The organism is Algorimicrobium echini (genome assembly GCF_900115185.1).
Classification (GTDB): Bacteria; Bacteroidota; Bacteroidia; order Flavobacteriales; family Flavobacteriaceae; genus Algorimicrobium; species Algorimicrobium echini.
The window spans coordinates 406,233-421,087 of sequence record NZ_FOVN01000002.1 but is presented as its reverse complement, the minus strand read 5'-3'; the positions used below and the strand labels follow the sequence as shown (position 1 = coordinate 421,087).

Annotated in this window: 11 protein-coding genes; 2 read left to right on the top strand and 9 right to left on the bottom strand. The window is 31.8% G+C overall.

Annotation, left to right across the window (positions count from 1 at the left end; genetic code table 11):
• Positions 1-2: 2 nt before the first annotated feature.
• Genes BM239_RS08080 through BM239_RS08065 form a run of 4 tightly spaced genes read right to left on the bottom strand, consistent with a single transcriptional unit; the run spans position 3 to position 6,207 of the window.
• Positions 3-2,357, bottom strand: a complete 2,355-nt coding sequence (locus BM239_RS08080; RefSeq protein ID WP_092207305.1) for a GumC family protein — start codon at positions 2,355-2,357, stop codon at positions 3-5.
• Positions 2,358-2,379: 22 nt separating this feature from the next.
• The gene (locus BM239_RS08075) at positions 2,380-3,162 is read right to left on the bottom strand and encodes a polysaccharide biosynthesis/export family protein (RefSeq protein WP_092207303.1); all 783 of its coding nucleotides are present in this window, start codon (positions 3,160-3,162) and stop codon (positions 2,380-2,382) included.
• An 11-nt stretch (positions 3,163-3,173) separates the two neighbouring features.
• The gene (locus BM239_RS08070) at positions 3,174-5,072 is read right to left on the bottom strand and encodes a nucleoside-diphosphate sugar epimerase/dehydratase (protein ID WP_092207301.1); all 1,899 of its coding nucleotides are present in this window, start codon (positions 5,070-5,072) and stop codon (positions 3,174-3,176) included.
• On the bottom strand, positions 5,065-6,207 hold the full coding sequence (locus tag BM239_RS08065; RefSeq protein WP_092207299.1) for a DegT/DnrJ/EryC1/StrS family aminotransferase: 1,143 nt from the start codon (positions 6,205-6,207) through the stop codon (positions 5,065-5,067). The genes BM239_RS08070 and BM239_RS08065 overlap by 8 nt, the downstream gene beginning before the upstream one ends.
• A 366-nt stretch (positions 6,208-6,573) precedes the next feature.
• On the opposite strand from BM239_RS08065, the gene BM239_RS08060 reads away from it, so the two are divergent.
• Together BM239_RS08060 and BM239_RS08055 are read left to right on the top strand one after the other, a co-directional pair.
• Positions 6,574-7,818 carry a GNAT family N-acetyltransferase gene (locus BM239_RS08060; RefSeq protein ID WP_092207297.1) on the top strand — a complete coding sequence of 415 codons (1,245 nt, stop codon included), beginning with the start codon at positions 6,574-6,576 and terminating at the stop codon, positions 7,816-7,818.
• Entirely contained in the window at positions 7,808-9,055 is a 1,248-nt protein-coding gene (locus BM239_RS08055) for a GNAT family N-acetyltransferase (protein WP_092207295.1), read from the top strand. The genes BM239_RS08060 and BM239_RS08055 overlap by 11 nt, the downstream gene beginning before the upstream one ends.
• Here BM239_RS08055 and BM239_RS08050 read toward each other — a convergent pair.
• The 5 genes from BM239_RS08050 to asnB are packed head-to-tail and all read right to left on the bottom strand — an operon-like array spanning position 9,045 to position 14,853.
• Complete coding sequence (locus tag BM239_RS08050) at positions 9,045-10,037, bottom strand: polysaccharide deacetylase family protein (RefSeq protein WP_092207293.1); 993 nt, start codon at positions 10,035-10,037, stop codon at positions 9,045-9,047. The genes BM239_RS08055 and BM239_RS08050 overlap by 11 nt on opposite strands.
• Positions 10,037-10,627 carry a sugar transferase gene (locus tag BM239_RS08045; protein ID WP_092207291.1) on the bottom strand — a complete coding sequence of 197 codons (591 nt, stop codon included), beginning with the start codon at positions 10,625-10,627 and terminating at the stop codon, positions 10,037-10,039. The genes BM239_RS08050 and BM239_RS08045 overlap by 1 nt, the downstream gene beginning before the upstream one ends.
• A complete protein-coding gene (locus BM239_RS08040; RefSeq protein ID WP_092207289.1) occupies positions 10,621-11,832 on the bottom strand; it encodes a DegT/DnrJ/EryC1/StrS family aminotransferase in 1,212 nt (403 codons plus the stop codon). Before BM239_RS08040 ends, BM239_RS08045 begins: the two co-directional genes overlap by 7 nt.
• 3 nt (positions 11,833-11,835) lie before the next feature.
• Positions 11,836-12,927 carry a glycosyltransferase gene (locus BM239_RS08035; RefSeq protein ID WP_092207287.1) on the bottom strand — a complete coding sequence of 364 codons (1,092 nt, stop codon included), beginning with the start codon at positions 12,925-12,927 and terminating at the stop codon, positions 11,836-11,838.
• A gap of 39 nt (positions 12,928-12,966) precedes the next feature.
• Positions 12,967-14,853: an asparagine synthase (glutamine-hydrolyzing) gene (gene asnB, locus BM239_RS08030; RefSeq protein WP_092207285.1), complete on the bottom strand. Its 1,887-nt coding sequence runs from the start codon at positions 14,851-14,853 to the stop codon at positions 12,967-12,969.
• Between the last annotated feature and the right edge of the window lie 2 nt (positions 14,854-14,855).

Genomic DNA, 14,855 nt, shown 5'->3' with positions numbered 1-14,855 from the left:
CATTACTTACTGCGTTGCCACCATTTCTTTTTATTTGGGTTTTTACCGTATCCGTAACCATAGCCATTAGCCTTTTTATGATCGACACCATTCAAGAGAATGGTCATGTTTGGCAACCGTTTTTCCTGATACATGTTGTTTGCTATCTGCAAGCGTCTCTTGTCTAGGTAATTAGCACGAACTACATAAATAAATAAATCGGCATGGTTGCTAATCAATAATGTATCTGTTACCAATCCTACTGCTGCTGTATCTACTACAATGTAGTCATATTGACTATCTACTGTATCAAATAATTCTTGCATACGAGCACTCATTAATAATTCTGCTGGGTTTGGAGGAATAACACCAGAAGGAATTACATCTAGAAAACTGTTGTCTTTAAGTGGTACCGTTACGTCAGACAGTTGCAAACTCGGGTCGCTGATGTAATTTGTTAATCCAACTTCATTTTTCACATCGAGATAGTTGGTAGCTTTTGGTACACGAATATCCGTTTCTATAAGAAGTACTCTTTTATTAGAATAGGAGAGTGATAAGGCTAAATTAATTGATGTATGAGATTTACCTTCTTTGCTGGTAGTAGAGGTAACAAAAATTACTTTTGAATGCTTTTCAATGCCTTTAAGCATAAACTCAACATTGGTTCGTATCATTCTAAAAGCTTCAGCTTTAGGAGAATAATCAATTTGTTTTATTAGCTGTGTACGTTTGCTTGATTTAGGTATGTCGCCAATAAAAGGGATGTCTACAGCTTTTTTGATATCTTGAGACGAATGTACTTTGGTATCTAAAAGTGTTAACAGATAAATGATACCTATTGGAAAACTAAATCCTAAAATAATAGCAGCTAGAATAATAATAGTTGGTTTAGGAGCAACAGGTCTTCCTGAAGCATATGCTTTGTCTACAATTTTAGCATTGGGTGAAGAAACTCCATGCGTTATGGCGGATTCTTCGCGTTTTTGTAGCAAGTATAAATAGAGAGATTCTTTAATATCTTGTTGTCGCTTTATGTCTTTAAACTGGCGTTCTTTTTGAGGAGCTGAATAAATTTGTGAATTAATTCGAGAGTTCTCAGCAACTAAACTGTTATATGTAATTTGGCTTGTAGACCTTTTACTATTTAAACTTTGCGAAAGGTCTGCTTTTAATTGATTTATTTGATTTGTTAAATTAACAACTGTAGGGTTTATTTCACTAGAGTTTTTTAATATGCGATCGCGTTCTTGAACCAAGCTGTTGTGGCGTTTAGCCACTTGGCCAATATTGCCATCTTCAATACCTATATTAAGCGGAAGTAAATCATTTGGGTCTTGATTATTGGCTAAATAATCTTTCATGTAATCAATTAACTGAATTTCTCTTCCTGTTTCTGTTATCTTTGCTTCGTTTTCCTTTTCGGTTTGAAGGAAAATATTAGACTGTGTTGCTAGATTGGTAAGTTTGTTTTCTTGCTGAATATCTTCTGCTGTTAAATCTACAATTCCCAATTCACGCGATACGCCTTCCAATCGGTCGTTAATAAATGTAGATGTGGCTTCAACAACTTTTTGTTTGTCGTTTATAACATCGTCATTGTATTTTTCAATTAGTTTGTTTAAAAAAAGCACACCTTTCTCTCGTACATTATCATTAATGGTAAGCTTTATAATACTCGATAATTCATTGGTTTGAATTTGAAGTCTGGATTTGTAATCACTGGTTACATTATTTACAGGTTGGATTCTAATGGTAATATCGGAACCAATTTTTGTGGCATACTGTCCAATGTTGGGTGTTATAATAATATCTCCAAAACCTGTTTCTACATTTTCCCCAAAATCATAAAGAATGCCCTCTATATCATCATACTGGGCGGTGTTTCCTTTTAAAATTTTTGTGTCTTGTGGAATACCTTTAAATATGAAATCTTTTGATGAATTAATACGGATATTGAAAGTGGTATCAATTTTATGTAGTAAGGAGTCTGTTGTGCTAAAGTTGATGTTTAAAGGTGGATTTGTATAAACCTCATGGGCTTGAATACGGCCTTCAACAAAGAATTGGATGTTAAATTTTAAATCCTTAATAACACTTTCAATAAGGTTACGCGATTTAATAATTTCAATTTCATCTAAAACATTATTTTGGTCATTACTAAATAGGCCATAATTTTGTAGACTAGAAATTTCAGGTAATTTACCTTGAGATTTGTCGTCCTTTATCTTGATAGTTGCTTTTGCTTGATATTGATTACTTGCGTAGCGTAAATACACAAACGCTAATGCTAATGCGCTAAAAACACATAGAATTATAAATTTCCATCTGTTTAAATAAGGCTCAATTAAATCTCTAAAATGTGCATTTTGTTTCATCTAGGTCTATCTTGTAAATGCTTTAATTAACTAAAAAAATCGCTAAAATTGTTGCTAAAGTCCCTACAGCTGAAATGATTACGCCATTATTTTGGTTATAAGAAGCTGAACGGATTTTGGCACTATTAGGCTCAATTACCAAGACATCATTTTGCTCTAAATAGTAATTTGGTGATGAAATAGTGCTTATTTTAGTTAAATCGAATTTCGTGAAAACTTTTTTACCATCACGTTCACGAATTAAAAATACATTTTCTCTTTTACCATAAATGGTCAAATCGCCTGCTAACCCTAAAGCTTCAATTAATGATATGCGCTCATCCTCAACTGTAAAAGTGCCAGGGTTTCGCACTTCACCTAAAACCGTTATTGTAAAATTAATTAACCGAATATTAATTACTGGATCCTTAACGTATTTACTAATTTCTTTTTTCAGATAAGAAGTGGCATCTTCTCTGGTTAATCCACCCAATTTAATGGTTCCCAAAACGGGATATTCAATATTACCATTTTTATCAATTAAATAAGTTGGCATTTTAAGGTCGGCATTGGCATTTACCGAGGACACACTATATGATACGGCTGGTAGATTAAATGGAGCTACAGCATCAGCATCGCCACCAATACTAATAAATATTAAATCGTTGGGTTTGTAAATAATATCAGAATTCATAGCAATATCATTATATTCGCTAACAGGTTCGTCTTGAAAATAAATTATTTCTTTGCTTGTAACACAAGATGAAACGGCTGCTATTATTACTAATAGGCTCGTTTTTTTAATAATGTTTTTAAGGTTAATCATAGTTGGTTTTTTTAGTTTAAAACATCATATGTTGAATTATTCGGGTTGTATTCTGCTACTATAGCTTTTATTTTTGATACAATTTCAATATTTTGAGAATTAGAACCTAATAAACAGAGTTCTTTTATTAGGTTTTCAGTCATTTCAATGCTAACAGGTTTGCATTTAGCAATCATAATTTTCTCATTATACGTGGGTTTGGTATTTTCACCTTCAATAAGCAATTCTTCAAATATTTTTTCGCCAGGTCTTAACCCTGTTATTTTAATATCAATATCTGTAGGATATTTCAATCCTGATAAAGCAATCATATTCATGGCCAAATCATAAATCTTAATTGGTTTACCCATATCAAAAACAAAAATTTCATGACCTAATCCCATAGCTGCTGCTTCTAGAACTAAAAGGCTAGCTTCTGGGATAGTCATAAAGTACCTAATAATGTCTTTATGAGTAACGGTTATAGGGCCTCCAGATTCAATTTGTTTCTTAAATAAAGGAATTACAGAGCCGTTGGACCCTAATACATTTCCAAATCGTGTGATGATGAATTTAGTAGTGGATTGTGAGTTTTGTTGACAGCAAATAAGCATTTCTGCTATTCGTTTAGTAGCTCCCATCACATTGGTTGGATTTACCGCCTTATCTGTGGAAATTAATATGAATTTTTTAGCTCCGTATTTTTTGGACAAATACACCACATTTTTAGTGCCTCTAACATTAACACTTACAGCCTCATAAGGGTTTTGTTCCATTAACGGGACGTGTTTATAAGCAGCTGCGTGAAAAACTATTTCGGGTTTATGTAAGTTGAAAATAGCATCTAAACGCACATTGTTTCTAATGTCCGCAATAATAGGTGTCACATTTTTAATACCATTCCGAATTAATTCTTGTTGTAAATCATATAAAGGCGATTCGGCATTATCAACAAGAATTAAGCTTTTAAAGTTGAAAACTGATAGTTTTCGAACTAGTTCACTACCAATGGAGCCGGCAGCTCCTGTAACAAGAATAACCCGATTGCTATATTCGTCATTTAAAACTGGATTGTCAATATTTATAGGTTCTCTGCCTAATAAATCTTCAATTTTAATGTCTTTAATTTGACCAATGCTTAAATCGCCATCTATCCACGTTTGAACAGCAGGAACAATTTTAACATTTAAGTTTAACGCAAATAACTTACTCGTAATTTGAAGTAGTCGGTTTGAATTAATATTCTGAATAGAAATAATTACCGAATCAATATGATGCTTTTCAATAAAATGTTTTGTAATACTTGTTGGATGATAAACGTTTAATAAGTTAATTTTTTTGCCAACTTTACGGTCGTTATCATCAATAAAACCAAAAACATCTATATCGCTTTTAGCATCATTTGCAATTGCGTTATAGGTAATGATTCCAGAATCTCCGGCACCATAAATTAAAACGATACTTTTTTTCTGATCTTCATTTTCTGTTATTAAACTTCTGTAAATTGATTTAATGAAGAATTTGGCACCAATGAGAAAAAAGATATTGAGTAATAAATGAATATATATTATAGAACCTGGAATATCAAAAACATTGTTATAGTTGTATTTCCTACTCATAAAAGTAGAAATAATGAGTATGGTTGCTAAAATATTTACACCTATAATAATATTAACAACATCCTTAAAACCAGTAAAACGGACAACACCTTTGTGGGAGCTAACTAAAAGAAAACTGATTACCCCTGCAAAAACAACAAAGGGTATCTGCTTGAGGAACATGGAAAAATCAAAATCAATTTGAAAATTAAAACGGATTAGATAGGCAATAAAAAATGTAAATGCAATGATACATGAGTCAAATAAGAGTACCACCCATTTGGACGCATAGCGATTTGATAATTTTCGTAATAAGTGATATATTTTATCCAAAATAATTTTTAATTACTTGATTAACCCGATCTAACTCTACATGTGTTAAACTGGAACCACTAGGCAAACATAAACCTCTTTCAAACAAATTGTCCGATACACCATTCAAATAACTTGGGTAATTTTCAAATACGGGTTGTTGGTGCATGGGTTTCCATGATGGTCTAGATTCTATATTTTCATTTAATAGAGCATTTAAAACACCATCTCTTATTGCTTTTGTTTTGAATAAAACGGCTGTTAACCAACGGTTAGAATGATAGTTTTCAGGCTCGTTTAAAAATTCAATTTCTGTTATATGGCTTAAAGCGTTTTTGTAATACTCATGGTGTGCACGCCTGATTTGGATTCTATTTTCTAAAACTTGCATTTGACCTCTACCAATACCAGCTAAAATATTGGACATTCTATAGTTAAAACCGACTTCTGAATGGTTATAATTTATACCAGAGTCTTTGGCTTGAGTTGCCAAAAAAATAGCGCGGTTTTTTAATTCACTATTTCTAGAAACTAATGCGCCACCTCCAGACGTTGTTATTATTTTATTTCCATTAAATGATAAAATAGAAAAATCACCAAACGTACCACATGGTTGCGCTTTATAACGACTGCCAAGAGCTTCAGCGCTGTCCTCAATAACAGGTATCTGATACTTTTTAGTAATTGCATGTATGTGTGTTACGTTGTATGGCATTCCATATAAATTTATGGCAATAATGGCTTTTGGTTTTTTTCCTTTAGAAATTCTGTCCAATATTGCTTTTTCTAATAACTCGGGACACATGTTCCATGTTTGTGTCTCGCTATCAATAAAAACAGGTGTTGCACCTACATAAATAACTGGATTTACCGACGCAATAAATGTTTTTGTTTGACAAAGCACCTCGTCGCCAACTGAAACATTTAAAAGTTTTAACGCTAAATGTATCGCAGCTGTTCCAGAGCTTAATGCTGTAACATGAGATTGATGCTCTAAATATGTTTCTAAATCATTTTCAAAGCCATCAACATTGGGTCCTAAAGGTGCAATCCAGTTGGTTTTAAAAGCTTGATTTATAAAATGTTCCTCAAAACCACTCATGTGCGGTGCTGACAACCATATTTTAGATTTCACTCCCGAAGCATTTTTTGTCATCGTAAATATCTATGTTTAAATAGTTTCCATCAAATAAATACGATAAATAACTAATTTCTACGTTTTTTGATTTTCAATAAAACGCAACCGTAGTTTTAATCTTATTTTTTAGCCTTTTGTCGTATTAACTTGCGTGTTAACAGTATTTGGCATTTCAATTATTAAGATTTTTCAGGTACTTATTTGAATAGAATTTTTGTTAAATAACTATTTGGTTCTACAAGGTAAATATTACAATAATTACCGAAATCTTGCTATAAAAATACCGTTTATATCGTTTTTTTTTAAATACATCTAAAAAATAGTATTTGACTCAAGTTTATTCATTAAAAAAACTAATTTTAAACCTGATATCGAAACTTTTTTATGATTAAAAATCCATTTTCGTCTAATACATTTAAATCTGTTTGGTTAAAGCACTTTAATGAAAACAAACATGGAATAGTTACCAATATCATAAACCCAGTTGCGTTTTATAAGCATGCTGTAATTCCTTGTTTTATAAATATAGGTAATAAGTTAACTAATGGATTGACCTATAAAATAGATTCGAAAGCTACAGACTGTAAAGGAAACGTTTATTTAATTCGTGATATTCCTTCTTACCAAGAAATTTGCGAGCCTGAAAAATCATCTCGATTAAAGCTGAAAAAGGTTTTTCAGTATGAAGGTTATATTACTCGCGTTGCAAATTATGAGTCTTTGGACGCTTATTTGAAAACTATTTACAAGTCTAATACGCGTTCTAAATTACGGCGTAATGTTAGTCGTTTAGAAGCTAATTTTACAGTAAATTACTCCATGTATCATGGTGATATTACTAAATCAGACTTTGATACTGTTTTCAATAGTTTTTACAACCTTTTTGAAAAGCGTTACGCTAATAAAGGAGAACCTTGTGGTGAACTGGAACCTGATTTGTGGGCCTTTTATACAGAATTAGCCTTTAAAATGATAAATGAAGGTACGGCTTCTTTGTTTGTTATATACTGTGATTCTAAGCCTATAGGTATTACTTTTAGTTATCATTTTGACACCATTTTAGTTGAAGCTTTAACTGTGTTTGATATTGATTTTTACCGGTATAATATTGGGCATACCACCATTTTGAAAATGTTAGAATGGAGTTTTGATAATGGTATTGAAATTTTCGACTATACCCAAGGTGATTTTGATTATAAAAAGCGATGGAGTGATGATAGGTATCAAACTTACTACCACATATTGTATGATTCAAAATCTCTTAAAAGTAGACTTACAGCAAGTTTTTTAGAAAAATATTTCAATTTTAAACGTGAGTTTAGAGATAGAAAATATAGTACTAAAGTTCATAATTTAAAGTATCAGTTAGTTGGTGGAACTAAAAATGAAACCGTTTTGTTAGATGCCTTTAAAGTTGAGTATGCAGATGAAGCGCTGGCTTTAGAAATTCAAAGCATGCCAATTAACATTGAGCAAGATAAGTATATATCGCAACGAAAAGCGTTGTATGATTATTTGTATATGAATCCGGAACCTGTAAAGAATTTGGAAATTTATCACTACAAAAATGACACGCTTTTGGTAAAAGGAGCAAAAGGTATCTTAAAAATTATTAGAGATGAAGCATAATCCTTTTACTTCAAAAACATATCAAGAAACTTGGTTAAAGTATTTTGCGAAACAAAAAACTAACAAGCGGTTTCAGTGTCTTGAAAACTTATCGTTTATAAAACATCGTTTCTTACCGTATTATATAAATGCTGGTAAGAATATGACAAATGGGATAACATATTCTGTAAATCCATCTAAAACTGACCTTAAAAACCATGGAGTCGTAATTTATGATGTTCCAGATTATTGTGATACTTCAAGTACTTCTAAAAATGAATCTTTAAAAATTCATAAAGTAGCACAGTATAAAGGGTTTTTGGCAGATTTATCTCAAGTTGACTCTTTTGAAGATTATTTACAAAATACGTTAAATGCCAAATCTAGAAATAAATTCAGAAGTACTTTAAAAAAATTTGAAAATTGCTTCGATGTTACTTATAAATACTATTATGGTGCTATAGATAAAGAGGATTACCATATCATGATGACTGATTTTAAAAATTTAGTAGAAAATCGGTATGGTGATTTGAAAATTGATACTAGTTTAATACGTGAATGGCCTTTTTATGAAGAATTGGTTTACAAAATGCTTCATGAAAAGAAGGCTATGATAATAAGTATTAATATTGCTGGAAAACCGATATCTATGTCGCTCGGTTTTTTAAGTGAAACGGCTCTTGTTGGCGCTGTTAAAGCATTTGATACCAATTATTATAAGTTTAATGTTGGTCATATAGAGATTAGCAAATTTATAGAATGGTGTATTGCGCATAATAAACGGATTTTAGATTTTTCTAAAGGTGAATATGAATACAAGACTAAATGGACAAATACTAAATATCTGTATAATTGTCATGTAGTATATAATAATTCAAGTGTTACTTCAAAGATAATAGGGTTTCTACTGGTTAAATATTTTGAATTAAAACAATATTTACGTGATAAAAAAATCAATTTATTGGTTGCTAAAGCGCGTTTTGCTCTAAAAAATATTGGTACTTCAAAACAGCAAAAATTACCATTTAAAATCCAATCCATACAAGGCGAAATAACTAACAATGACTATCAGCTAACTTCTCTAGATGAAGAAGTTCGACACTATCCGTTTTTAAAACGAATAGTAATGGATGGGTTGTATCAAAAACCAGAAAGTTATTCCAATATAAAATTGTTTAAATCTACAGATTCAATAGGAGGTAAGCCTAGTTTTGTAGTAATGGGCTCTAAAAGTAAATACCTTATAACTATTTTTTAGCAAGATATAATTCAGCCAATTCAGCCATAGAAACACTTTCAAAATGGTGGCTTTTATTTAAATCGCGATAGTGTTTAAAAATACTTTCTAGGTTTTTAAAATTTTCATCCATATGAGCTCCAAAATTATGAGGGTGCCACCAAAGATGGTAAATTTCATGATTTTTAGCTGCTTGAGTAAGGCCTTTTTTAATTCTGGAAATACGCATGGGTTCTAGTATTTTTAAGGTATCATTATAAGGCCTAAAAAACTTGCTAGATGGAATGTTAACAATATTATGGCAGCTTTTTAAATCGCTTAATTGATTTGTGTTGTAGCCAGAAATATTACAATAGGCATCTAATAGCCTAAATGCTTTGTGCGGTGTGTTATCTAATTTTTTTGTGTCATGCGTATTAAACATCCAATGCTTTTCAGTACCGCGATAACAAATAATACCGTGTTTAGCACATATTTTCAAATAAGCTTCATTGATTTGATTTCTTGGAAACACCATGCTTTTTAAGGTGATATTCTTTTGTTTAGCAATGGAGATTGCAGCTTTAATATCAGCTTCAAATTGTTCGGGTTTTTGGCCTTCTTCATTTACGTAAAAATGGCTAAAAGTATGGCTAGCAATTTCGTGATTGCCGTTATTTCTAATGAATTCAATTAAGGATTCTGCGTAATGAAAAGGGTCGTCATTTTCATTATTGCCAATGCCATCAATTAAATTATATGGACTAAATCGCGTGTTTAAATACGTAGGTTTTTCTTTTGGTATAGCCGCAAATAGTTCGGTTTTGTTTTTTGCAAATAAAAAGCCAACAGTAGCGAAAGTTAAAGTAATTTGGTACTGATCTGCTAATGCAACAAGGCGAGGTATTACTTTGCGAACGTTTAGTAAATTCTTTTCGTAATTTGAAGTAGTTTTTACGTCAAATAATCCCCAAAAGAGTTCAAAATCTAAAGAAATTAATAAGTAGCCGTTGCGTGTTTTCATTAACCCAAAATAGTTTGAATGGTTTTAATAATAATTTTAAAGTCTACCAGTAAGCTTGCGCTTTCAATATACTTTTTATTCAGTGCTATTTTTTGAGGTAAAATGGTGTTTATATACAATTCTTCAGGGTTTTCTGCAGTTTTTAATAATTCTGCTTCATCGCGAAAAATAATGGAGGCATAGTCTGTAATACCTGGTTTTACAGATAATATTTGCATATCATCAGTCGAATAATAATTAACATAATGTCTCACTTCAGGTCGTGGTCCAACAAAACTCATGCTTCCCAAAAAAACATTAATCAATTGTGGGAGTTCATCAAGTTTATATTTTCTTAAAAAAAAACCAGTATTTGTGACTCTTGGATCTCTATCTCCAACAGTAAGTAGGCCTTTTTTATCCGAGCCAATAAACATGGTTCTAAATTTAAAGATTTTAAAATCTAAATTTCCTTTTCCCACACGGACTTGTTTGTAGAAAACAGCACCTTCAGATTCAAGCTTTAAAATTAGTGCTATCACCAAAAGTAAAGGTAATAATAATATTAAACCTAAAGAAGAAAAAATGATATCAAAAAGGCGTTTTAGCATAAGCAGGATTCTACGGCTTTTTCAACAGTTTTAACAATATATTGAAGCTCTTCTTCAGTTAATTGCGGATAAATTGGCAAAGAAATTTCCGATTTAAAGTTGGTGTACGCCATTGGATAATCTGCCATATTATAACCCATATTTTTAAACAAAGATAATAATGGTAATGGTTTAAAATGTACATTTACAGCAACACCATCTTTTGAAATGTTTTCAATAATGGCATCGCGTTGTTCTTCCGTTGCATCTTTAATTCGCAAAGCATATAAATGGCAAGAGGACTGTTTGTCATTATTTTTATAAAGAGGTGTAAGCGCCCAACCTTTGTTTTTAAAAAAATCTTGATAATAGGTGTAAATACTTTCTCGTTTTTCTAGAATATGCGAAAAATAGTCAGGTAATTGAGCAACCCCTATTGCAGCAAGTACATCAGGCATGTTTATTTTCATGCCAGGATAAATAATATCGTATTTCCAGCCACCTGCTTTTGATTTTGTAAAAGCATCTTTAGTCTGTCCATTTAGAGAAAAACACCTTAAAAAATTATATTCATCTTGATTATTAAATGGTTCTGGTAGGTTTAATGATACGGCACCACCTTCGGCTGTAGTAATATTCTTAACGGCATGAAAAGAAAACACTGTGATGTCTGATGTTCGTTTTCCAACATATTGATTTTTATATTTTGCTCCAATAGCATGCGCCGCATCGGCAATTGTTATAATTCTGTTTAATTGGTGCTGTTTGTCTGAATTGGCTATGAATAGTGATTTCTTGCTTTTAACAAGTGCTTGGATCTCATCATAATCACATGGCCAGCCAGCAATATCGACAGGCATGATGGCTTTTGTTTTTTTAGTAATTGCTTTTTCTATACCTGATACTGATATGTTAAAGTCTGAATTTACATCAACCATTACTGGTGTTGCTCCTACATGAATAACGGCTAAAGCGGTTGCAGCATAGGTGTAGGCTGGTATAATTACTTCATCTCCAGGGCCAATATCATACCATTTTAAAGCTAGCATTAAGCCAGATGTTGCTGAATTGACACATAATGTATTTGGAACACCAATATGCTCGCAAACTAGATCTTCTAGTTTTTTAACTTTTGGTCCAGTTGTAATCCATCCAGACTCTAATGAGTCTGTAACTTCGCTAATTACGGCTTGATTTATGTATGGTGGTGAAAATGGAATTTTCATAAGTTAATGTTGATTAATAGCTTCTTCAAATATAGTTATATATTGTTTAGATACGTTTTCTAGACTAAACGTTTCAACTCTTTTTAAGGCGTTTTCAGCTAATTTATTAGCTAAATCTTTATTTGTTGCTAAATCTATCATGGCACTCACTAAAGCTTCGGTGTTTTGTGAAGGTACTAAAATAGCTTCTTGCTGGTTTCTTGCAAATTCGCGTACACCTGTTACGTCAGTGGAGATAATTGGCAGGCCAACGGCTGCTGCTTCCAAAAGAACTCTAGCAAAGCCTTCACGAAATGTTGGCAATATCATAGCATCTGCGCTTAACAATAATTGATTAACGTCTGTTTGGTGACCTAAAAATTCCGCATAAGGTTCGTATTTTTTTAAAATGTCAGCGTTTAATCGTTTGGAATTTTCCTCTAAAGGACCCACAATTAAAAACTTAAAGTTATACCCTTTTTCAAAACATATTTTCGCCGCTTCAAGTAGGAAGGTAATGCCTTTTTCATAGACTAAACGTGCTACAAATATGAATGTAAATGTTTTGTTGGTTCTTTTTGCTAATGATTTGTATTGTTTTAATTCAATACCACTACTGTAAATTAATTTAAATTTACTTTGATTGATAAGTTTGTGTTTTAAAAACAAGTTTTTGTCATCAGCATTTTGAAAAATCGTTTTATATACACGGTTTTTAACTTGCTTGTGTAGTGTTTTATAGACGACTTGTAAAATAGTATTCCGTAAGGATTTGGACATGAAAATAGTGCCTAAGCCAGTAATTGTTCGGGTGATAGGTGTGTTGGTTTTAAGTAATGCTAATGGTAATAAAAAAGCAGGTTTTGTATCAAAGGTGTGAATAATGTCAAATTTGTTTTCTGTAAAAAATGACCGATACCATTTAATGGTTTTAGTATCTGATGAAATGGATAAGCTTCTATTTAATGGGTAATTAAAATAGGATATGTTTTCAGGAAAATGAGAGTTGCTTGTTCCAATAATAGTCACCTCAAAACCTGCCGCAATTAAATACTGCGAAAGATTGATGCGCTTATGGACATCTTCACCACCAACTAAACATATTTTTTTCGACATTAATTATTACTATTTTTTAGTGTTGATATTTTAGAGTTTTTACGGGTTATAAAGTGAAAAATACCATTTTTGAAATGTATAAAATGTCCATACTTTATAGCTGTTATCTTCCTTTCCAGAAATATGATTCAACACTAACGACCTGATGTAGTTGTTGTTAAACAAGTCTTGTTTGTCTAATAATTTAGTATTTATAAAACTTTCTAATTCATTTTTTAATCCTGAACGAAGCCAATCTCCAACAGGTACTGCAAAGCCTTTTTTGGATTTGTCAAGAAATCCAACAGGAAATTCATGTTTAAAGGCCTCTTTTAAAATATGTTTTTTACTCCACCCTTTAACGAGATAACTTTCTGGTAAGCTATTTGAAAAATCCCATAGGGTTTTATTTAAAAATGGTGCTCGACATTCCAATGAATTCATCATACTTGTTCTATCCACTTTAACAAGCATATCGCCTTCAAGACTTACTAAACGGTCAACCTCACGATAGTCATGGAGTGATTTTGGTTTGCTTATATGACCTTTATAATAGGCGAACGGATTAGTTAAAGCCTGTTCTGGATTTAGTAATTGTTGGGTGTCATTTTCAAAACCTAATGAAATGATATTCCAATAGTTTTCACCAGTATAATCAATTGCTTGGATTAATTTTTTAAGTTTAAAACGTTTGCCACGATTGTCATCATTAGTAGAAAGTAAGCTAGTTAGTAATGGTTTTGCACTATTATGTAAAAATTTGGGAACCACATTGGTATAACGGCTATTTAAATTACCCATATAATATTTGTTGTAACCTCCAAAAACTTCATCACCACCATCTCCAGTTAAGGCAACTTTTACATAATTGCTTGTTTTTTGAGACACTAAATAGGTTGGCAGTGCTGAAGAATCAGCAAAAGGTTCATCAAAATTCAATAAAATGGCATCAATATGTGCTTTGATGTCGTTTTCTGAAATAATAAATTCATGATGGTTACTGTTAATTTGTTTTGCAACCAATTTAGATTTATCAGTTTCGTCAAATGATGCTTTATCGAAACCAATTGAAAACGTATCTATTTTGTTATTAGATATTTGTGATAATCCAAGGCTAACAATTGAAGAGTCTACACCTCCAGAGAGGAAGGTGCCAATTGGAACATCACTAACTGTGCGACTTTCTATACTGGACATCATAAGGTCGTGCAGCTTTAATTTAGCATCTTTAAAAGATAAATTACTTCTGTTTTTACAAATTTTATTGATTTCGGAAATAGTATATGTGTGATTTGTTAAATCATACGTAATATAATGGTTGGCTTCAAGTTTCTGTACGCCTTCATAAATTGAGAAAGGAGCTGGAATATATGTGAGTTTAAAAAATAAATTTAATCCTGCTTTTGAAATTTTAGGTTTATTTGGAAGTATGCTGATAATCGATTTCAGTTCAGAAGCATAATAAAAACCACTATCAGCTTGTGTATAGTATAATGGTTTTTCACCAAAGAAATCGCGTGCAATAATAAGTTTGTTTTTCGTTTTGTCATGGATGCTAAATGCAAACATACCATCCAATTTTTCAAAAGATTTTTCGCCTTCCGTTTCGTATAGTTTTAGAATGACTTCCGTATCGCTTTTTGTTTTAAATGTGAAGCCTTTTGTTTCTAAACCTGCACGTAGTTTTCTGTAATTATATATTTCACCATTAAAAACTATAGTTACGCTATTGCTTTCATTTGAAATAGGTTGCTTGCCTGTACTTAAATCTATAATTGAAAGGCGCTGCATAGCCATGCCTATAGAAAAAGAAGGGCTACTATCCTGATAAAAACCAGAATCATCTGGCCCACGATGAATAATGACATGGTTCATTTTTTTAAGCAAACTTAATGCTGCTTCTGGAGTAGTATGAGTTGATTTAATAAATCCGTTAATTCCACACATAA